This window comes from Nostoc sp. CCY0012 (assembly GCF_963920855.1).
Lineage (GTDB): Bacteria > Cyanobacteriota > Cyanobacteriia > Cyanobacteriales > Nostocaceae > Cyanocohniella.
The window spans coordinates 43,268-65,518 of record NZ_CAWUDM010000003.1 but is presented as its reverse complement, the minus strand read 5'-3'; the positions used below and the strand labels follow the sequence as shown (position 1 = coordinate 65,518).

18 protein-coding genes are annotated in these 22,251 nt (G+C 40.8%); 13 read left to right on the top strand and 5 right to left on the bottom strand.

Annotated features, from left to right (window positions below; translation table 11 throughout):
• Nucleotides 1-54 precede the first annotated feature (54 nt).
• The 9 genes from ACM0OS_RS01420 (at nt 55) to ACM0OS_RS01380 (ending at nt 11,463) form a co-directional block, all read left to right on the top strand.
• On the top strand, nt 55-822 hold the full coding sequence (locus tag ACM0OS_RS01420) for a hypothetical protein (protein WP_414541368.1): 768 nt from the start codon (nt 55-57) through the stop codon (nt 820-822).
• Between the two features lie 118 nt (nt 823-940).
• Nucleotides 941-1,990, top strand: coding sequence for a hypothetical protein (locus ACM0OS_RS01415; RefSeq protein ID WP_414541367.1), 1,050 nt, complete (start codon nt 941-943; stop codon nt 1,988-1,990).
• Between the two features lie 29 nt (nt 1,991-2,019).
• Entirely contained in the window at nt 2,020-2,847 is an 828-nt protein-coding gene (locus ACM0OS_RS01410; RefSeq protein ID WP_414541366.1) for a hypothetical protein, read from the top strand.
• 36 nt (nt 2,848-2,883) lie between these two features.
• Nucleotides 2,884-3,570 carry a hypothetical protein gene (locus ACM0OS_RS01405; protein ID WP_414541365.1) on the top strand — a complete coding sequence of 229 codons (687 nt, stop codon included), beginning with the start codon at nt 2,884-2,886 and terminating at the stop codon, nt 3,568-3,570.
• Nucleotides 3,571-3,603: 33 nt separating this feature from the next.
• Nucleotides 3,604-5,184, top strand: coding sequence for a TrbI/VirB10 family protein (locus ACM0OS_RS01400; RefSeq protein ID WP_414541364.1), 1,581 nt, complete (start codon nt 3,604-3,606; stop codon nt 5,182-5,184).
• 65 nt (nt 5,185-5,249) lie between these two features.
• Nucleotides 5,250-5,783, top strand: coding sequence for a hypothetical protein (locus tag ACM0OS_RS01395; RefSeq protein ID WP_414541363.1), 534 nt, complete (start codon nt 5,250-5,252; stop codon nt 5,781-5,783).
• A 255-nt stretch (nt 5,784-6,038) separates the two neighbouring features.
• Nucleotides 6,039-8,600 carry a GAF domain-containing protein gene (locus tag ACM0OS_RS01390; RefSeq protein WP_414541362.1) on the top strand — a complete coding sequence of 854 codons (2,562 nt, stop codon included), beginning with the start codon at nt 6,039-6,041 and terminating at the stop codon, nt 8,598-8,600.
• Nucleotides 8,601-8,737: 137 nt separating this feature from the next.
• The gene (locus ACM0OS_RS01385; protein WP_414541361.1) at nt 8,738-9,178 is read left to right on the top strand and encodes a response regulator; all 441 of its coding nucleotides are present in this window, start codon (nt 8,738-8,740) and stop codon (nt 9,176-9,178) included.
• Between the two features lie 5 nt (nt 9,179-9,183).
• Nucleotides 9,184-11,463: a response regulator gene (locus tag ACM0OS_RS01380; RefSeq protein WP_414541360.1), complete on the top strand. Its 2,280-nt coding sequence runs from the start codon at nt 9,184-9,186 to the stop codon at nt 11,461-11,463.
• Between the two features lie 132 nt (nt 11,464-11,595).
• Here ACM0OS_RS01380 and ACM0OS_RS01375 read toward each other — a convergent pair whose 3' ends face one another.
• Nucleotides 11,596-12,018 (bottom strand): Fur family transcriptional regulator, encoded by a 423-nt coding sequence (locus tag ACM0OS_RS01375; RefSeq protein WP_414541359.1) that lies wholly within the window; start codon nt 12,016-12,018, stop codon nt 11,596-11,598.
• A gap of 200 nt (nt 12,019-12,218) precedes the next feature.
• Between ACM0OS_RS01375 and ACM0OS_RS01370 the strand changes: the two genes are divergently transcribed.
• From ACM0OS_RS01370 to ACM0OS_RS01360, 3 genes are all read left to right on the top strand, one after another.
• Nucleotides 12,219-12,767: a peroxiredoxin gene (locus ACM0OS_RS01370; RefSeq protein WP_414541358.1), complete on the top strand. Its 549-nt coding sequence runs from the start codon at nt 12,219-12,221 to the stop codon at nt 12,765-12,767.
• A gap of 173 nt (nt 12,768-12,940) precedes the next feature.
• Nucleotides 12,941-14,296, top strand: a complete 1,356-nt coding sequence (gene gor, locus ACM0OS_RS01365; protein ID WP_414541357.1) for a glutathione-disulfide reductase — start codon at nt 12,941-12,943, stop codon at nt 14,294-14,296.
• A 306-nt stretch (nt 14,297-14,602) separates the two neighbouring features.
• Nucleotides 14,603-16,510, top strand: a complete 1,908-nt coding sequence (locus tag ACM0OS_RS01360) for an ABC transporter ATP-binding protein (protein ID WP_414541356.1) — start codon at nt 14,603-14,605, stop codon at nt 16,508-16,510.
• A gap of 688 nt (nt 16,511-17,198) precedes the next feature.
• Here the strand turns inward: ACM0OS_RS01360 and ACM0OS_RS01355 are convergent.
• The 3 genes from ACM0OS_RS01355 to ACM0OS_RS01345 all read right to left on the bottom strand — a co-directional run bounded on the left by ACM0OS_RS01355 (nt 17,199) and on the right by ACM0OS_RS01345 (nt 20,529).
• Nucleotides 17,199-18,176 (bottom strand): sucrase ferredoxin, encoded by a 978-nt coding sequence (locus ACM0OS_RS01355; RefSeq protein WP_414541355.1) that lies wholly within the window; start codon nt 18,174-18,176, stop codon nt 17,199-17,201.
• A gap of 1,129 nt (nt 18,177-19,305) precedes the next feature.
• Nucleotides 19,306-19,860, bottom strand: a complete 555-nt coding sequence (locus ACM0OS_RS01350) for a hypothetical protein (RefSeq protein ID WP_414541354.1) — start codon at nt 19,858-19,860, stop codon at nt 19,306-19,308.
• Between the two features lie 45 nt (nt 19,861-19,905).
• The gene (locus ACM0OS_RS01345) at nt 19,906-20,529 is read right to left on the bottom strand and encodes an exopolysaccharide biosynthesis protein (protein ID WP_414541353.1); all 624 of its coding nucleotides are present in this window, start codon (nt 20,527-20,529) and stop codon (nt 19,906-19,908) included.
• A gap of 272 nt (nt 20,530-20,801) precedes the next feature.
• Here ACM0OS_RS01345 and ACM0OS_RS01340 point away from each other — a divergent pair, with 272 nt between their 5' ends.
• Entirely contained in the window at nt 20,802-21,584 is a 783-nt protein-coding gene (locus tag ACM0OS_RS01340) for an ABC transporter permease (RefSeq protein ID WP_414541352.1), read from the top strand.
• Nucleotides 21,585-21,592: 8 nt separating this feature from the next.
• Here the strand turns inward: ACM0OS_RS01340 and ACM0OS_RS01335 are convergent, their stop codons facing one another.
• A complete protein-coding gene (locus ACM0OS_RS01335) occupies nt 21,593-22,162 on the bottom strand; it encodes a Uma2 family endonuclease (RefSeq protein ID WP_414541351.1) in 570 nt (189 codons plus the stop codon).
• Nucleotides 22,163-22,251 lie beyond the last annotated feature (89 nt).

The window sequence follows — 22,251 nt, the reverse complement described above, 5'->3', positions numbered from 1 at the left end:
TTCAATATTGACCGAGAATAGCTACACACTTTTTTCATGTTATTTCAGGGATATATGCGAAAAACTACCTTTTTCACACTGGCTTTTTCAGGGTTGTTAGTCCTACCAGCAATGGCACAATTAGGCAATGTTTGGACTGACTTTCAATCTTATTCTGTAGATATGCAAAATTATCTCAGAAATAATCTCAGCGAAACCGTAAGACCTCTGGAAACAAGAAGTCAAAATGCTTTAAATAATTCTTCAGGAGAATTAAATATACCTAACCCCATAGAGGCTGGTAGCAAAGCACGTCAGGATTTATTGTTTAATCCCACAACAGATAAGTTTGAGAATAATCCAGTTGTACGAGCCAATGCATTAAGCAATGAAATTAATCGTTTAATTACCCGTAGTTCCATAGAAAGTATTATGGGTAGAGATGGACAAGTACGATTAAAATCCAAGTTGCAAAATACTGAAGCCATTCTAGATAACATTGAACAAATTTCTCAGGAATCCGATAATATTTTTCAGAGACTTGCTACTGCTGCTGCTAACTTAGTTACCACAAATCCATTAGCTAACTTAGAAAGCGAGAAAAGCAATCTACAACTACAATCTATTAAACTCCAACAAGAACAAACAAAAATTATTAGTGAAACACTGGCGCAATCAATCCAAACCCAGCAATCTCTGCAATACTCCAACTTAAATTTAGCCAACATTTCCCAGCAAATGGAAGAAATGAATCGCGCTCGCAGAGTTGATGGATCAACAGAAGCTGCCAGATTACTTCGCACAACTTCGCAAATAGATTTGTGGGGTAGAGAAGAAAATTAGTAAAACAATCCTAAATACTTAATAGCGTCCTTTGCGGTTTGTTAAAAAAGACCTGACTACAACATCAAGCAAACTATCCTTGCATTTAATTAACTTCCCTAAAAACCCGTGAACCAAAATGCATCTGCATCTTTTACAGATATTTCCTGAAATTGGCATCAATGAAACCCTAGACAGTGGTGCAGCAACTGCCAGAAGTATGGCAGAAGGTTGGGATAATCAATGGCTAGATTTATTACAAAATAATACCAGCAACAACTTATATGGAGCGCTAACCAATCTGGGTGTGTTTTTCGCTGTGGGTACTTTATTATTTTTCATGGTGCAGTGGCTCAAAGATGTCATCTACAGTGAATATTCTCGCCCCATATCCGGTTTAATTTGGCCTTTTATTGTCGTTGTACTATTAAGTAATGCCGGAAATGGCAGTATACTTTCGACATTGACATTGGGTGTACGAAACTTTATCAACACAGTCAATCAGCAAGTAGTCACTACAGCCGATGCTGAACAAACTTATCAGCAAGCATTAAATATGAGTTTGGCGGAAGAAGTAGCTGGGTCTTTACTACGTCCTTGTCAGTCTTTAACTGGAGAACAACAAACCCAATGTTTTGCTAAAGCCAGCGACCAAATCGATAATCTCTGGCGCGAATATAGAAATTTATACGGTAATAGAATTTGGATTCAAAGACTAGAAAATCAGGTAATTTCATTAAAATTCGGCACAGGAAATATCTCGGATACCAGCTTTAATGCTTTATTAGGAAATACAGCCCAAACCAGTATCAAAAGCTTTTTAATTTCTCTGCAATATGCCTTTCAAAATTTAATTGAAGCGACCATGTTGCTGATAGCAGCTTTAGGGCCATTAGCTGTGGGTGCGTCTTTGCTACCTGGGGCGGGAAAGCCGATTTTTGCCTGGATGACTGGGTTTTTCTCGGCGGGAATTGCCAAGATATCATTTAATATCATTGCTGCGGTAACTGCTGCGGTAATTATTAATGGCCCAGCAGAAAATCCTAATGCTAATCCTGACTTAATGTGGTTCATAATTTTTCTAGGAATTTTAGCCCCATTGTTATCTTTAGTGGTGGCTGGTGCTGGGGGATTTGCGGTTTTTAGTGCTATTAGTAATACAGCGGCTTTGGTAAAAGACAGAATTTAATTTTGGGTAGACAGGGTGAAAATAAGACAATGGTGAATTTACTTAACAAAAGAAAACAAACAGGTAGTAGTATTTTAACGAGCTTTGCGATCGCTACCTTCAGTTTGCATGTCTTGGTATTATTTTTATTCATCTTGCAAGGATTGAATATTCGTCAACTCAGCCTGAGAAAACCACCCAACTTTGTCCAGATGATCGACGGACAACCGCTAGTTGCTACTGATGATTTAGCGAGAGATCCTGAAGTAATTCGCCAATTCGTTAGTCAAACCATGACAACCATGTTTAACTGGTCGGGAACTCTCCCAGTGCAAACCATTGAAGAAGCCGCAAAACCCCAACCAGATCCAGGAATTACAGTCAGAACACCCCAAGGTGGTAGCCAAAAAGTAACTACCAGTAGTTGGGTAGCCGGTTTTGCCATCTCCGAAGATTTTCGTAAAGGTTTTTTAAGTGCGATCGCCGAAATGACACCGCCGGAAGTATTTTCCAATAGTCCTAACCAAGCTATGTCAGCAGAGTTAGTAATTCAACGCATTTATCCTCCCGAACAAATTGCCCCTGGTCAGTGGCGAGTTGGTATGGTAGCCGACTTGGTGCAGAAAAAAAGAGATGATGATCGTAGAAGTATTACACCTTTTAATAAAGATTTTTTAGTCAGAGCCGTAGATTATTTTCCCTATCCCCTATCGGATACTCGCACAGATATTCAACAAGCAATTTATAGTAATCGTGCCAATAAACTAGAAATTTATGAAATGAGAAACTTATGTTTAGTCGATGACTATAGTAGTCTGAATGATGATAAATTCAATCCCTGTGTAAATGGCTCTAGCAACAATAATTTTACAAGATAAAACAAAAACTTTAAACATTATCAATTTTGAATATTCATGCAACTAATCAAACCAGAAAATAAAAAAAGTAGCATCCTGCCACTGTTAGCCGTAGTTACATTCGGTTTGCATTTATTTACCTTACTTTTACTCTTTTTCAACGGTTCTCTGTTGCAGGATTTAAAGCAGCAATTAACACCCAGAAGTCTAGTACAACTCACAGATGGTCGGGCAATTACCGTCGATCCCAATCCAAGTGATGAGCGACATCCAGAAACAATTCGCCGCTTTGTGGGTGAAACCATGACCCTGATGCTTACTTGGTCACGTCAACAGCCGCCCATGACAGTATGGGAAATTAGTTCACAACTTTTAGCTAATAATTTAAAACCAAAATTTCAGGCAGAAATTACTAATTTAAATTCATCGGCACAATTTGCCAATATCAATCAAGGAACCGAATATGTATTAGTAATAGAAAGAATTTCTCAACCAGTTCCCTTAGATGATGGTAGTTGGAAAGTAGAAATGCTGGCTAATCAATTAACCTTTAGTGGTTCTAATAATCTGGGAACATCAACCCCATTCAATAAACAAATCTTAGTACGAGCTATCGATCAACCAGCAGCTTCACTACCAGCAAAGCCACTGCCTTGGCATTTAGCAGCCTATCGTCTAGGTGAAGCTAGACTAGAAATTTATCAAATATGTGACATAAAAGAAAGTAACTGCTCCGGAAATTAAAATTCAGTAAATTTTACAACCAAGCAATACATCATGACTTCTTATTCAATTCAGTCAGAACTTACCACACAAAATTTCATTCAACCAATCGCTGATACCTATCAACCGGAAGTAGACTCTTCAGATTGGGAATCGAGGATGGCTAAATTGGTTGGCTTTAAAGAAGAAGCCCCAAAGGTCAAAGTTAACGAAGTAGAAGAAGCAGTCAGCGAGCAGCCATTAGAGTCTCAGCCCCAAGATATTGCCACTCAACAACCCCTTTCATCCAACCCCTTTGCGAAATTATTGTTGGTGGCTGGTGCTACTTTAAGTGTAGTTTTAGTAGCTGGTTTGTTCTTATCACAGATGATGAACTCCACCAATCAAAGACCCAGCAGTAATAATCTCGCGTCTTCTACAGCTCCATCACCACCAATTAGTGAACCCCGCCAGCAAAATTTAGAGCAAGAAATAGAAACTCTTAAAACCAAATTAGCCCTTGCGGAACAATCACAAGCAATCACCGCAGCCCAACAAAATCTCAGAAATAGACCAGCTACAAGGGTAGAAACTGCACGGGTAAACACACCATCGCCTACCGTTACCAGGACACCCATACCTGTACAAACCGCCGCAGCACCACAGGTAGTTGAGCGCGTCGTGGAAAGACCTTACTCAGCTCCACCGACTTTACCCCCAATTGCAGTTGCTCCAACTCCTGCACCTGCTCCCGTACCTGCTCCACCAGCAACTCCACCATCTCCACCAGACCCCCTTGAGGAATGGACAAGGTTAGCCAAATTAGGTAGTTATGGTCAGGTTGCTGTTACGGGCCAATCAAGTGTTCAAGCCGCTAGAAATACCCCAGAAAATATTCCTCCTAATAATTCTAATAATGCGGAACCCCAGCCAAATAACTACAACCAAGAGCCACCACCACAGCAAGAGTCTTTAATCAGCCAAACACAATCAGCCAACTCGAAATCAGTTAAAGCTGGTACTAGTGCCAAAGCGGTTTTAGCAACAGCTGTATTTGGCGAAACTACTAGAGCTAGAAATAACGAAGGCGATGAAAGCGCCAATATATTTGTTTTGCAGTTGAAAGAACCACTAAAAAATGTGGATGGCGAAGTTGTTTTACCTACTAATACCGAATTACTAGCGGAAATTAATTCTATTTCTGAACAAGGTTTGCTGCGGCTAGATGTGGTCAAAGTGATCTCCCAAGAAAACGGCGAACTCACAGAAAGAAGCTTACCCAGCAATGCCCTAATTGTGCGCGCTCCCCAAGGCAGACCTTTAGTAGCCGATAAGTTTCCCGATAAAGGTTCATCTATAGCCGGGATGGACGCCGGATTATTCGTTTTGGGGGGTATTGGTAAAGCCGCAGAATTATTTAACCGGACTGATACCCAAGTTGTCACCGCCAATGGTGGTAGTACTGTTGTTACCAGCTCTAACCCCCAACGTAATCTAGCAGCGGGAATTGTAGAAGGTGGTTTAAACTCTGTAGTTCCCCAAATTTCCCAACGCAATCAACAAGCAATTTCCCAAATGATGCAACAAACTAACGTTTGGTATGTACCAGCTGGCAGAGAAGTAGAAATTTATGTTAACCGCATGATGCAGTTCTAATTCGTACGGCTACGCTCAGGGTAAATCATTGTTCATTGGTCATTGGGAAAATCAACTTTACATTCATGAAACCTATTCACATAGCTTCCCTAATTTTTTCTACAGCAATGTTATTGTTGACAGGTCGTGCTGTAGCTAACAACGCTGTTCTGCGTTCCATGTTTTCTTGTCAAGCACAAGGACTAGGGGGAGTAGTACCAACTATCGCAGTTTCTTATCAGCAAGGTACCAATTTAAGCTTTCTTCCCACTGGTAAAACTATTAAAAAAGTTTGGTTAAATGACCCATCACAAGTAACGATGGATTTTGATGGGCCCATGTGTATGCAGTTTGGTGCAGAACGTAATTTTAATTCAGGCGATTGTAAAAACTCAGCCGCGAATGTTATTCACCTGCGGCGTATTCCCCGACTCAACATTCGTGGATTACCTAAGACAGATAATACTCTGTTAACCGTAATTACCGAAGATCAAGGGAGATCTGATTTATATACTTTCAGAATACTTTATGAAGATACGGCGCCTGATTATCATACTCTAGCAATTTATCCAGATCAATCTTCTCCTGGAGGAGCGACTTGTGTAAGACCTCCACAATAGACTTATCCGCAAATTGCAAATTCTGAGTTTGGTTCAAGAGGCGATCGCGCTCTTATTCTGCGTTTGTTGTATTTGCTTTCCTCGTTCCCTATCCCTAGCCTTGCCATCTCACCAAATTGGGTTGCTCCAGTTTTGGTGACTTGTTGTGTACACTGTAGGCATGTGGGGTGGATGCCTAATAGCGCATATATTGTCACCAACATTTTTTTTAATTGGTATAAAATTTTAATTTTTTGCTCTTTTAATAAAACTTTAATGAACACGGCATCGAATAATCAAGAAGCGGCGAGACTACAAGCTCTCCGTGAGTATCAGATTTTGGATACGGAACCGGAAGAAGTCTATGAAAATCTCGCCCAATTAGCTGCTTTTATTTGTGGTACACCCATAGCCTTAGTCAATTTTATTGATGAAAATCGGCAATGGTTCAAAGCCAAACTAGGTTTAGATGTCCGGGAAATGCCCCGGAATGTTGGGTTATCTTACCTCTGCCAAGAATGCCAGGATGTTGTGATAGTACCAGATGCTTTGGCTGATGAACGACTGGCAAATAATCATGTAGTAATTTGTGAGCCTTATGTCCGCTTTTATGCAGGTGTACCCTTAATTACACCCCAGGGGTATATGTTGGGAACCCTATGCGTAATTGACAAGGTACCACGACAATTGAGTCAACAACAAGTAGACGCACTGGTGGCACTGAGTCGTTTAGTCATTAATCAACTGGAATTAAGACGTAATGTATCTGAGGTATCGCGGATTAGTGAGGAATTAATTACTCAAGAGCAAGCAGCTAGGGCCACTGTGGAGGCTGCTAAAACTCGGATTACTAATATTCTTGAGAGTATTACTGATGCTTTTTTTGCCTTAGATGAAAAATCGCAGTTTACCTATGTCAACAGTCAAGCAGAAAGGTTGTTGCAGAAAACCCAAAATGAGCTATTGGGTAAAAACATCTGGGAAGCTTTACCTGCACTGGTAGGAACAAAATTTTACCATGAGTATCAGCGAGCGATCGCCACACAAATGAGCGTGGCATTGGAAGAATTTTATTCGCCGCTTAACTGTTGGTTTAATGTTCACGCCTACCCAGCACGAGATGGTATATCGGTGTATTTCCAAGATATTACCGAACGGCAGTATACAGCAGCAGCACTGCGGGCTAGCGAAGAACGTTGGCACTTAGCTTTACATGGTAACAATGACGGGATTTGGGACTGGAATGTCACAACTAATGAAGTGTTCTTCTCCACTCGCTGGAAGGAAATGCTGGGATATGCAGACCATGAAATTCCCCATAATTGGGATGAATGGAAAAAACACGTCTATCCCGATGATTTAAATTGGGTACTGCAATCTATTCAGGATCACTTTGCCAAAAAAACACCGTTTTATGTGACCGAGCATCGTGTCTTATGCAAAAACGGCAGTTATAAATGGATTTTAGATCGGGGACAAGCACTCTGGGATGAAACAGGTAATGTGGTGCGGATGGTAGGTTCTCATACTGATATTACCGAACGTAAGCGGGCAGAAGAGGAATTAAAACGTCAAAATAGGCGATCGCAATTATTTGCAGAAATTACCCTGAAAATTCGTGAAAGTCTCCAACTAGCAGAAATTCTCCAAACTACCGTCAATGAAGTCCAAAATCTCCTGCAAGCTGACCGAGTATTAATTTTTCAACTAGCGGCCGATGGTTCAGGAACAGTAGTCCAAGAAGCGGTGTTACCTGGTTGGCCTGTGGTGCTGGGACAGAATATTCTTGACCCCTGCTTTCAGGAAGATTACGTAGAAAGATATCGTCAAGGCCGAGTCAGTGCCATTGTAGATGTTGACAAAGCGAATATCCAAGACTGCCATCGCCAATTTTTGCAAAATTTTGGTGTCAAAGCTAACCTTGTAGTCCCGATTCGTGTCCGAGAAGGCATTTGGGGTTTACTAATTGCTCATCAGTGCGCCACACCTAGACAGTGGAACAACTTTGAATTGGAATTACTACAACAGTTAGCTGACCAAATTGGTATTGCCTTATCTCAATCGCAGCTATTAGAAAAAGAAACCCACCAAGCTCAAGAACTGGCTCGTTCTAATGCTGAACTCGAACAGTTTGCTTATGTAGCCTCCCATGATTTACAAGAACCACTGCGAATGGTGACTAGTTATTTACAACTACTAGAACGCAAATATCACAATCAACTCGATGCCAATGGCGAACAGTTCATTACTTATGCTGTAGATGGGGCGCGGCGGATGCAGAGTTTGATTAATGATTTGTTGAACTATTCCCGTGTCACCAGTCGGGGACAGCCCTTTGTGGAAGTTGATGTTCAGGAAGTTTTTGACCGAGCGATCGCTAATCTCAAAATTGCTATTGAAGAATGTGGTGCCATAATTACCCATGACCCCCTACCCATAGTCATGGCTGATCCTACCCAACTTACTCAAGTGTTACAAAACTTAATTGGTAATGCCATCAAATTTCGGAGGGAATTACCACTGAAAATTCATCTGGCCGCAGTTAGAGGTTCAGATGAAACGGCACAAACAGATGAACACCTCCCAGTTCCCGCCAACGAATGGCTGTTCTCTGTATGTGATAACGGTATCGGCATAGAATCCCAATACGCTGAACGCATTTTTGTCATTTTTCAACGGTTGCACGGTAGAAGTAAGTACCCAGGTACTGGAATTGGGTTGGCAATTTGTAGGAAGATTATAGAACGCCACGGCGGCCGGATCTGGGTTGAGTCACAACCGAGTCAAGGCTCGACTTTCTACTTCACAATTCCCGAAACACCAGTTAAAAGTGCTTGATGTTGAATTAGGGAGTAGGATTCGAGAAAATCGGGGCCCTCTCTGGGGATAAAGTGTAATGGGGATCAAAAATTTCCAATTGATCCCATTACCCATTACTCAATACCTAATACCAAATTCGGTAAACTATCGTAAAGATGACAGCAGCAATTATGCCCATTGAGGTTTTGTTAGTAGAAGATAATCCCGGCGATGCCCAATTGACACGCATTGCCTTGGAAGATAGCAAAATCTCAATTAACCTAAATGTGGTTGAGGATGGCGTAGAGGCCATGGCATTTTTACGCAAGGAAGACAAATATATTAAGGTTCCCCATCCAGATATTGTGCTGCTTGATTTAAACTTACCCCGAAAAGACGGGCGGGAAGTACTGGCTGAAATCAAAGCTGATCAACATCTCAAGCGCATTCCTGTAGTTGTGTTGACAACATCTCAATCGGAAGAAGATATTCTCAAAGCTTATAACCTCTCGGCTAATTGCTTTATCACAAAGCCAGTTGATTTCGACCAATTCGTTAAAATTGTAAAATCCATCGAAAATTTTTGGTTTGCCATCGTAAAACTGCCACCGGAGTAATCAAAATGGCAGGTTCATTGATTAAAGTTTTATTAGTTGAAGATAATCCTGGTGATGTCTTTTTATTACAAGAGATATTACAAGAAGTAACTACAGTCCAAGTAGAGTTGCAGCCAGTGGAGCGACTCTCAGAAGCCCTTGAGTATCTAGCTCAAGATAGCTTTGATGTGATGTTGTTAGATCTATCGTTGCCCGATAGCCAGGGACTAGAAACCTTTGTCAGAGCAACTCGTAAGGCGAAAGCAACTCCGATTATTGTGTTAACGGGAATCAATGATGAAACCCTAGCACTGCGAGCAATGCAAGAAGGCGCTCAAGATTATTTAGTCAAAGGACAAGTTAATGGCGACTTACTAGTACGCTCTATGCGCTACGCCATTGAACGTCAAAGTTCAGAAAATGCCCTGCGCCAGAGTGAAGAAAGATTTCGGGTTGCCCTGAAAAATTCTCCTATATTTGTTTTTAACCAAGACAAGAATTTAAATTATACCTGGGTTTATAACCCCTTTCCTGGTTGGACAGTTGAAGAAATGTTGGGTAAAGATGACTTCGCTCTCATTCCAACTAAAGATGCCCAACGTCTGACTGCCATTAAACATAGTGTGCTGAGTAACGGCATCGGTACTAGGGAAGAAGTATCTATAACTACTCCCCAAGGAACTCGTTATTATGATTTGACTGTTGAGCCATTACGCAATGAGTCCCAGGAAATCATCGGCATTACTTGTGCAAGTATCGATATTAGCGAACAGCAAGCTGCACTTCATGAACGCAAGCTAGCCGAAGCAAAAATTCGTGAACAAGCAGCATTATTAGATATCACCACTGATGCCATTTGTGTACGTGATTTAGAAAACCTGATTCTCTTTTGGAATCAAGGCGCAGAAAATCTTTATGGCTGGCAGGCTGAAGAAACTCTGGGTAGAAATGTCAATGAGTTTCTTTATAATGAAGCCTCTCAAGAAGTTCAAGTGGCTTTGTTAAATGTGATTACCAAAGGTAAATGGCAAGGCGAACTTACTAAAGTCACTAAAGCAGGGAAAGAAGTTTTAGTAGCCAGTCGTTGGAGTTTGGTACGCGATCCCCAGGGACAACCGAAATCAATTCTCATTGTTGATACGGATATTACTGAGAAGAAGCATTTAGAATCTCAATTATTTCGCGCTCAACGCTTAGAAAGCATCGGCACTTTAGCTAGTGGTATTGCTCACGACCTCAACAATATTTTGACCCCAATTCTCGCCGGAGCGCAACTACTACCGTTAAAGTTCCCCGATGCTGATGAGCGGACTCAGCGACTGTTGGAAATTCTGGAAATTAACGCTAGACGAGGAGCCGATTTAGTCAAGCAAGTGTTGTCGTTTGCAAGGGGTGTAGAAGGTAAGCGCATCACTTTGCAAGTGAGACACCTGATTGTGGAAGTGTCAAAAATTCTCAAAGAAACCTTCCCCAAATCCATCGAAATTTCTACTGATATCCCTCACGACTTATGGATGGTGTCTGGAGATAGTACCCAATTGCATCAGGTACTCATGAACTTATGCGTCAATGCCCGCGATGCTATGCCCAATGGTGGCACTTTAACCATCTCTGCGGAAAATTTATGGCTAGATGAAAATTATGCTCAAATGAATCTGGAAGCCCAAGAAGGATTATATATAGTAATTACGGTTGCGGATACGGGAACTGGTATTTCTGAGGAAGTCTTAGATAGAATTTTTGAACCATTTTTCACCACCAAACCCGTAGGACAAGGTACCGGTTTAGGGCTTTCTACCGTCATTGGCATCACCAAAAGCCACGGTGGTTTTGTGAATGTTTACAGTGAAATGGGACGTGGTACCAATTTTAAGGTGTACTTGCCAGCAGTAGGGGAAACCGAAACACCCATTCCCGAAGATTTAACAACATCTATCGGACATGGGGAATTAATTTTGATTGTAGATGATGAGGCTGCGATTCAGGATATTACCCGCATATCGCTAGAAACGCACCAATACCAAACCATGATTGCTGGTGATGGCATCGAGGCGATCGCACTATATGCTAAATATGCAGACAAAATTAGTGCTGTACTGATGGATATCATGTTGCCTTCATTAGATGGAATAATTGCTATCCGCACCTTGCAAAAAATTAACCCCCAGGTGAAAATCATTGCCACCAGCGGTCTGATGTCTAAAAGTAGGTTAGGGGAAGTGATGAACACTGGTACGCAGACATTTTTACCAAAGCCCTACACTATCAACGAATTGCTACTAGCTTTACATAAAGTCCTCAAGTAGCCCCTAGTACCGCTGCGCGGAAGTCAAAAGTTTACCCTGAGCTTAGTCGAAGGGTCAAAAGTCAAAAAGCTTATCAAACAGGCTATTTGACAATTTCAAATGGTATGCCTATTTACGCCGTGCTGTACTAGTCTATTCTAAATTACAGCGATCGCACCAACCCCGCACAATTACTTCATAGCTTTCGCCGCGCATACCAGGGCCTAACTTCTGCATATCTATGCACTGGAAAGTTTCCCAAGCAATATCTTCAATTGCCCCACAAGTGTGACAACAAAAGTGATGATGGGGTTCAATCTTCGCATCATAGCGACAAACCCCCTCTTCTAGCAGCACCTCCCGCACAAGTCCCACTTCTCGCAGGGCTTGTAACGAACTATATATAGTTGCCTGAGATGACACTGGAAAATCTTTATTGAGATCCGCCAGGATAATTTCAACTGTGGGGTGGTCTGCTCGAGATAACAAATTTGCATAAACTGCAAACCGCTGAGGAGTCACCCTCAAACCCTTGGATTTTAAGGTTTGAATAATTGTGTGTGCCTCTTGCTGCATATTTGCTGCTACATCTTGCCTGTTGATGATTTGTTCTCCTATTATAATCGATCCCAGTAATTAATTAAGATTATGTTTTAATTAACTAAAGAAATAAGTATTGATAACTATTGAATTTTTCTTAAATCAGAATTATTCTGAGATAGTGTAAGCAACATGCAATCACAAACTAAAAAACTAACTCATCAATCAAGATTAATATGGCTGTTATCGAAAGAGTTCCCAACGTTGTATTTAAAACCCGCGTGCGCGATGAGTCTATTTCTGGCCCCAACCCTTATCGCTGGGAAGACCGCACAACTCAAGATATTTTCGGTGGCAAGCGTGTTGTAGTATTTTCACTACCTGGAGCATTTACACCCACCTGCTCTACCTCCCACCTTCCCCGCTATGAAGAACTCTATGACGAGTTCAAAGCCCTGGGAGTTGATGAAATAGTATGTGTATCTGTAAATGATGCCTTTGTCATGTTCCAGTGGGGCAAACAGCAAGGCGCACAAAAAGTATTTTTACTCCCTGACGGCAATGGCGAATTCACCCGTAGAATGGGGATGTTAGTTGATAAATCCAACTTAGGCTTCGGAATGCGTTCTTGGCGCTATTCGATGGTAGTCAATGACGGCAAAATCGAAAAGATTTTTACTGAGGCAGGCCACATTGATAACTGCCCCACCGATCCTTTTGAAGTTTCGGATGCAGACACCATGTTGGGTTACCTCAAAGAAGCTAGAACAGCTGCCGCTGTGTAACTAACGTTTTTAGGGAATGGGTACGAAAATAGAAGCAGGGGGGCAGGGAGCAGGGGACAGGGGAGAAAAACTTCCCAATCCCCATTGCCCTTTATCCCCAGAGGGGGCCCTGAGTTCCCCATTACCCCCAGTCCCCATCCCCCTATATTGAAAATCTAAAACTTGAGGGACACATGAAGCACGATTTCGATTTAGTTGTAATTGGTGCAGGGTCTGGTGGCATTGCAACTGCCAGACGAGCTGCCGAATATGGTGCCAAAGTAGGGGTTGCTGAGTTTGATAGACTAGGCGGAACCTGCGTAAATCGTGGCTGTGTCCCCAAAAAATTAATGGTCTACGCTTCCCACTTTCCAGAACTGTTTGCAGATGCCCAAGGATATGGCTGGAGTTTAGTCAAGAGTTCTCTAGATTGGGAAAAAATGATTACGGCGGTCAACGATGAAGTGACTCGCCTGAATGGCATTTATCAACGAATGCTGGATAACTCCAAAGTGGAAATTTTGCAGGGTTATGGCAAGTTTATTGATGCTCATACAATTCAGGTAGGGGAACGTCAAGTCACCGCCGACAAGATATTAATTGCTGTGGGTGGGCGTCCTGTAAAGCCAGAGATTCCCGGTATTGAATATGCCATGACCTCCGATGATATTTTCCACCTCAAACAACAACCAAAACACATCGTCATTTTGGGAGGAGGTTACATCGGTTCCGAATTTGCTTGTATTCTCCATGGGTTGGGAAGCGAAGTTACCCAAGTGATTCGTCATGACAAAATTTTACGTGGTTTCGATGAAGATTTGCAGACTGAAATTCAGCAAGCAATGGGTAACCACGGCATTCGGATTCTCACCAACTCCCAATTAACCAAAATAGAGAAAAGCGACACAGGCCTTCTAGTAAAAGTTCGCAAAGATGGTGATGGGGAAGAGACGATAGTTGTAGATGCAGTGAGTTTAGCAGCCACCGGTCGCAAACCCAATACCCAAAAACTGGGCTTGGAAAACACCAAAGTCCAGGTAGATGATAATGGGGCAATTGTAGTTGATAAATACAGTCAAACTGCTGAAGACAATATCTATGCAGTGGGCGACTGTACAGACAACATTAATTTAACTCCTGTAGCCATTAATGAAGGTCGAGCGTTGGCAGATACAGTATTTGGCAACAAGTCTCGCACCATGAGTTATGAGAATGTGCCTACTGCCATTTTCACCACACCAGAAGCGGCCACTGTTGGTTTAACAGAAGCTGAAGCCAGAGAAAAATATGGTGATGCAGTCAAAGTTTACCGTAGTCGCTTTCGCCCGATGTACTATACATTGGCTGGTAAAGACGAAAAAACCATGATGAAATTGGTGGTTGATCAGAACACTGATAAAGTAGTAGGGGCCCACATGGTGGGAACTGGTGCCGCAGAAATTATTCAAGGCGTAGCGATCGCAGTTAAGATGGGTGCTACCAAAGCTAATTTTGATGCCACAGTGGGAATCCATCCTACTTCTGCTGAAGAATTTGTGACTATGCGCTGAAGCTGATCAGTTAAATAAATTTGAGAATGCCCTCAGATCATTAGATCTAGGGTATTTTTCGCAATATATTAGGATGTGACCATGAGGCGATCGCACTTCTGTTGATAGTGTTAGTATAATTACATATTTATTGTGCTATAAATACTACAATTTTAAATTCCGTCAGGGAAATTACCTCCGATACGCTCTGCGATCGCTTTGAGCTATCGTCCAATCTTCTATACATAGCATCAAAGCCACAGTGAGAATGCTACATTAAGAAAACGTGTTTTTCCTATTGCAAAAATTAATATAATTGCTCTTACTATGAGCATCTACCAGACCTTAAAAAAATCTTATAGACAAAACCGCTGGGGTAACAGTGACTGGCGGTTGTTTTTACGTCTAGTGCCTTATGCCCGTCGCAGTGGACTGTTGCTGACACTGGCAATGTTGCTACTTGTGCCTATCGCGTTAGCTAACGCGGTACAACCACTGCTGATTGGCCAGGTGATTTCTTTAATTCGCAACGAACCCAGCACTTATGAGTTTCTCAGGAATCGCCCCTTGTCGCAAGGGCTAACTATCCTGCAAGTAATCATTCTCATTGCGATCGCCATCCGATTGCTCTTAACTGGTGTTCAGGGTTATGTCCTACAGAAGTTGGGACAAAAAATCACGGCCGCCATCCGCCAAGACTTATTTCATCATGTGACATCTCTAGCGGTGCATTTCTTTGCTCGGACACCCATCGGTAAATTAATTACTCGACTCACCAGCGATGTAGAAGTCCTGGGGGATGTTTTTTCCACTGGGGCCATCGGTATTATCTCCAATGTGTTTACCATGCTGGTAATCATCGGGATTATGCTGTCTATTGAGTGGAAACTTGCTTGCTTGCTGCTGGTGATGTTATTGCCCATCACTTGGTTAATCATTATCTTTCAGCAACAGTACCGTAAAGCCAACTATAAAGCGCGGGAAGAACTGTCTGCTCTAAACTCTCAACTACAAGAGAATGTGGTTGGCATTAATGTAGTACAGTTGTTCCGCCGAGAAAGATTTAATGCTGAATTGTTTCGCCACACTAACAAACGCTACACCCACCAGGTAGATCAAACCATCTTTTATGATTCATCGGTTTCGGCTACCCTAGAATGGATCGGACTAGCTGCGATCGCTGGAGTTCTTTGGCTAGGTGGTTGGTTGCTTTTAGGTGAAGATCTCACATTTGGAGTGTTATCTGCATTTATCTTATATGCCCAACGCCTATTTGACCCTTTAAGAGATTTTGCCGAAAAATTCACCGTTATTCAAGCAGGCTTCACTGCTATTGAACGGATTACCGACATTTTAGATGAACCGATAGAAATCAAAGATGCCACTAAGGTTGAGAACTTAGATTCAGAGACTGATCACAACCTTTCCATCATTGATTCTCGACTTGGTTACATAGATGAAATTATTGCCAGTTTGGAATCTCAAGACTTCACTACTTCACAGGAATTGGGAGAAATTCGCTTTGAACATGTCTGGTTTGCCTATAAAGATGATGATTATGTCATTAAAGACTTAGACTTGATTATTCATCCAGGTGAAAAAGTGGCATTAGTCGGCCCTACTGGTGCAGGTAAAAGTTCGATTATTCGTCTTTTGTGCCGACTTTACGAACCCACAAAAGGTAGGATTTTAGTTGATGGTATAGATATCCGAGATTTACCACAGGCAGATTTACGGCGTTACATGGCGGTAATTTTGCAGGAAGGCTTTGTGTTTGCGGGTAATGTTAAAAGCAACATTACTTTAGGTGATAGCTACACTTTTGATGCCATTAAACAAGCTGCAAGTAACACAAATATTGCTGAGTTTATTGAGCAATTACCTCAAGGCTACAATACTCAACTGCGACAACGAGGTACAAATATTTCTAGTGGTCAAAAGCAACTTTTAGCCTTTGCTCGTGCTGCAATTCGCAATCCCCAAATTTTGGTACTGGATGAAGCCACCGCTAGTTTAGACGTGAGTACAGAAGCTTTAGTGCAAGAGGCATTAAACCAGCTTTTGGTAAAACGTACAGCCATTATTATTGCTCACCGTCTATCAACAATTCGCAATGTTGATCGAATTTTGGTATTGAAACGAGGCGAATTAATTGAACAGGGAAGTCATGAGGAATTGTTGCAGCAGGGAGGACTGTACGCGACTTTACATAATTTGCAAATGTTGGGTACTTAGGATGGGGAATTAAATAAGATCCAAAATTTTTAGCTTGGGTTGATATCAGGAAACCCAATATTTTTATCAGCTTTGGGTTTCACGTTATGTGACTTCGCAACGCTGACGTGAACAAACCAACCTATGTTTATTGCCATTTATCGGCGTTCATCAGTTTGTAACCCAACATCCAAAGCGAAAGCGTCTAAACTTATTAATTAACGTCAGTTCGGGTTAAGAACTAAATATCATACAATACGGTTCACTTAAGAAAAAAAGTAGGTTGGGTTAAGCGATAGCGCAACCCAACCTACCACTACCACTAATTTTAGTTTTTAGCCTTAACTGAACAGTATTGAAATACCATATCCAGTAGAAACGTTGTCATTGCGAGCGTTCGCACCGTGTCTTCCTTAGGAGAAGGGAATCAATCCCAAACCCGTTGTAGTTGCGTGGTTACACTTCCTTTCGCTCGCGGTGGATATATCGTAAGTATTCAGTCAGAATCACGACAGAATCGAGGTTTCAGATTATCCCGAACTCAGGTTTATTATTCTTTCTGCATTGATTTATCAATAACCATAAATATAATTTGTGGAAAATCACCAATGATTCAGGGTTTCACTGAAGATGATTTAAAACAAACTTATTTTTTGACAATAATTATTTGGTAGATAGCAACCCTTAAATGAGTTGTTAACTTAGCTTTTTATGTACTATAAGTTGCAACTTTCTTACAGACAATTCCCACTCTATCTACAACATATTTAACAATTACAGAATCTTCTTTAGAATTACAAGAACTCTTCAGTTTTAGCGTCTTAGTTTGATCTTTAATCAGTTGAGCTTGATACGTGGATAGAGAACCACAGGGTTCTTCAAATGTTAACTCAGCTAATATCGTATTATTATCTAAACTTTGCTGAATGATTTTGCCGGCTACTTTGTAATTAAACCAGTTCCATCCATGACAAAGCATTAGTTCTTTTTCTAATATCTGAAGTGGATTTGGGATAATCCCCCAGCCTCGATATACTTTATTTAAGCACTGAATATCACCTGTACGGGTCAAAATTGACCGAAATGATTCTTGATCTAGAAACCCGTAATATCTGCCATTAGGAAAATCTATAGCTGTGGGTGCAAATCGATGTCCACCCAAATGACTAGATTTCCAAATCCGCACATTATCCAATGCCAAATCAGCAATATTAGCAGCTGCATGAAAATAAAAAGGATTACCATATCTAGCACAGCACTGATCATGGCTACCGTGGGTACAGACTAAAATATCTCTGGTGATGTTTGTTTCTGTTTCTGCATCAGGCATTTTGCCCCACAAGCATTGTTTGACTACGGCGGCTACTTGCTCAATATGTGGTAGTTTAAATTCGTGTTTTTGGAATCCACTACTTAGCCCCTCTTGTTTTTGATAAATTAACAGAGTTGTATAGTCTACTTTATGGGAAAAATCATTAGCAATCAACAAAAACCTGACGGGCAATTTAGCACGGGATACTTCTTCTACCAACTTTTGTAAATTACTGGGAACCCATTTAGAATTAAAGGCATTATATGTCCATGGTTGAGGACATTCAACTAAAATATAAGTTTGGTAATTGGTAGCACTACCAATAATATCTTCTCCTACTTCTCGCGCATGGTCAGAACAAAAAAAAGTATTCATCGAACTTTACTCATTAGTTAATTTTTTGGACAAAGGGTTATGAGAAGGTGATATTGTCATCTTGGCTACAATATCTTCAAATCGAAAAAGAAATGAGAATAATCGGCATTTACTGCTAAAAACTAGGTAGCCACGTTATAACATCATTTTAACTAAACGTCTTTTTGGTTAATAAAATTTCCATATTGGTGTTAACTAATCTTGGGAGAGATATTACCGTAAGTTGAAAATTAATTTTGTATTGTTTCTTATCTAGTCGGGCAAAAAAAATTGATTTTTTGGAGTATTAGCAGCAATATCACAATGACTTTCGGTTTTTGTTGGCTGACGGAAAAAGTTTCGTATGTACTTTATAGCTAATTAATACATACTATTAAATTTCAGGCGTTCCCATAAATCTTTGACATATCTAGCTATTATCGTGATATCAATATCACAGGTCTGATGTATACAGTACTTTTGTCAGTAATATGGCGGTTTAGCTAACCATTTCCATATGTGGGAATCTTGGTAAATATAGATTCCTAAGCTGAGATTACATAACCTGAAAACAGGCGAAAATAGTTGATTTTGCGTAAATTCCCGCATAAAATTTGCTTGATTTAGCCGATGTTGTGGGAATATTTCTATGACACTGGGTACTTTTAATATAACAAAAAATAAGTACATATTGCAAATAATTCTCAATTAAGAAACAAAAAAAATCAAAGAATAGTCGATAAGCAATCCTCCATACAATTTACTTGTAGTCTGTAAATTATATAAATAAAGCTTATGTTATCTCATCTACTGAAAGGTAGTACCGCTAGGAAGAAGTCTCAATAACTTTTTTGCCAGAGCATTCCTATTAACGCCTGACTGTACTAGAGCTATTTAGATGTGTTTTAGGTTGATATCTCGACTTTAGCTGAAGTTAATACGAAATGCAAGTGTTAGATAATTTTTATGAAGTTTGTTGATTTTTCTATACAGAAAAACTCATTCAATTCTAGGTTCATCAGAATTGACTTAATAAGAAACTTTCTATCATAAGTATTGGGATTTTCAATACCATAGATATTTCTTTCAAGTGTTAATAATTTTACATAACTTTTTGGATATCAAGTATTTATAATTAACTTATCCATAATTAATTGATATTAATATCAGAGTTATGTTTGACATCCCAGCGAAATAACCTTGGTAGCTGTGATACATCTAAAACATAGTTCCCAGTCCACAGCAAAATTTCTAAAATTAATAAATTATGTACCCAAAATAGCTCATTTGTCGAGCCAATTAATTTTACGCCTTCATACATTTGCCAGATGCGGTAAGGCACATATAAATAAGGTATCATTACCCAAACTACGCTATAAAACAGTCTTAAGGTGATGCTTTCTGAGAGGATTTGCAACCCTAACATCACAAAGTACCACAGCAGTACGCTGAATACCGACGTGTAGCCCCACAATACACCCCATAACAGCATTACCGCCACAGGTAGTAATCCTCCCAGGACTTGCATTGTGCTAAACCAGGGAGTAAACCATCTCGGAAATGGTTGTGGTAGATGGAAGGGCTGGGTATTTTTCCACGCCCAAGCCACGGCGACAAAAAAAGATGTAGCAGATAGGAAAAACAGGCAGTTTTCCCAAAATAGGTAGAGATGAATATTAAAGGCAGTCATGACAGTATTATTCACTCCTAAAGTTTTACTGCCATACTCCTCTAGTAGTATTTTAGGAAATTAACGCCCCAGCCAAACTTTGATTAAATCCAGGATACTGGAACCTCCCCACATAACTGCGATGATAATTGAGACACTTAAAATTGCTCCCATGAGACACAGAACTAAACCACCTAAGCTAATAGCACCATCATCTTCCAGTAAACCGAAACTAGTAACGAACACCCCCATGGCTGGTAAGGTATTGGTTCCGGGAATAGGAATCATCATAGAAATAGCCATTAAGGCGATCGCACTGCCAATGGTGACTCTACCTGGTAAAGTAGTACATATATAAGTAAACCGCGGCCGAGCGATCGCTTCAATCCTCCGTAACCACGGAATCCCGGCTTTCAAAAACTTCTGGACTGTTTCCAGTTTCATGGGATGGTTAATCATGCGCTGGGGTAGCCAAGGAATTTTCGCACCGATAATCAACTGTACAGCCAGTAAAAAAATCAAAATACCGAAAGGAATCGAGTAACCAGGCGCAGGAACAGGTAAAGCCGAAGGTAAAGACAAAATAACCAGCAAAAAGCCAAAAATTCTTTCTTTTGCTAGCAGCAAAATTTCTGCCAAAGTTACTTGTGCAGGGCGCTCTTCCTCAAAAAAATAGCGTTGTAACTCATGGGATAGTCTAGCCATAGATTACCGAATCCTAGTGTAATTTGGTAAAACAATATACCTGTTTCTTATACAAATAAACAGCATACCCTAAAGCACAATCCAGTCTGCCTTTTTGTGCTTAAGTCTTGCAGCCCAACTCTATTTACTGGAGTTAAATAAATAATCAGTTGTACTCAAGAAACAATTATAATTAAACCCATAAAATGCCGAATATTATCAAGTTTGAGTAAATTTATTCTGCCTTCTTAGAGATGTCATGAGCAGCGCTAAGTATGGCTTAAGGGTGCAAAATGGGAAGATATTGGAAAGTACTAGGGCTATTTTGGAGTACAGCCATAGCCGCAGAGATGGAGTATCGCCTCAACTTCCTCATAGCTACCTTGAGTAGCTTGGGTAATCTCGCAGGTAGTCTTTTTGGCTTATTCTTGTTTTACCGTACTGGCTACACCTTTGATGGCTGGTCATGGGAAGCCGCTTTAATAGTTTTGGGAATTTTTACCTTATTGCAAGGCTTTGCTGCTACATTTTTAGCCCCCAACCTCAACCGCATTGTGCGCCATGTCCAAGAAGGCACATTAGATTTTATCCTCCTTAAACCTATCCGCAGTCAGTTTTGGCTTTCTACTCATACCCTTTCACCTTGGGGAGTACCAGATTTAATTTTCGGCAGTATTATTATTGGTTATGCAGGTAGAAGCCTGGATTTGAGTATTAATAATTACCTTTTGAGTGCAGTGCCATTATTATTTGGCTTGGCAATTCTCTACAGCTTGTGGTTTATGCTAGGTGCAACTAGCATTTGGTTTGTCAAAATATACAATGCTACGGAAGTATTACGGGGTTTATTGGAAGCTGGGAGATATCCGATGATCGCTTACCCAGCTGCTTACCGCTTTTTCTTCACCTTTGTTGTGCCAGTAGCATTTTTAACGACAATACCAGCAGAAACAATGCTCGGCCGGGGTCAAAGTAACTGGTTAATAGGTGCAGCAGTGTTAGCAGTAGTGTTATTCTGGGTTTCCAGTGGCTTTTGGCGGTTTGCACTACGCTTTTATACTAGTGCGTCGAGTTAGAATTGTGATCACCAAATCTTGTTGAGCTTTAATTCAAATCCAGGAAGTAAATCTTCGTCTGAAAGCAAGGTAGGAGATTCTAAAATTTCCGGAGTTTGACCTATGCGATAAATCTCTACCTTTTGTTGTTTTGGATCAATCAGCCATCCGAGTTTTACTCCGTTAGCCAAGTATTCTCGCATTTTGGCTTGCAGAGTTGCTAAATCATCACTGCTAGAACGCAACTCTACTACAAAATCAGGAGCTATGGGAGAGAACTCATAACGTTGCTGTTCCTCACTTAGACTGTTCCAATGTTCATTATCTACCCAAGCAGCATCAGGCGATCGCACCGCACCATTAAGTAAAGTAAAACCTGTAGAGGAGTCGAAAACCACACCTAATTCACTGCTATCATTCCAATTCCATAGTTGTGCTGTTAATCCAGAATTTTGCTTTCCCGTCCAGGAGTGAGTAGGTGACATAGCGATAACTTCTCCATCAGCAGTCAATTCTAGACGCAAGTCTTTGTTGGCTTGGCAAATTTCCCAAAATTTTTCGTGGGTAATGCGGGGAATTTTAATGGCTAGAGTAGTCATAAATTACCTCGTTCTAGCTCCAGAGCCTGATTAGTTGCAGTAGTATATAGCCTAACTTAAAAATAGTGTTTTACTTAAATCATAGGGCG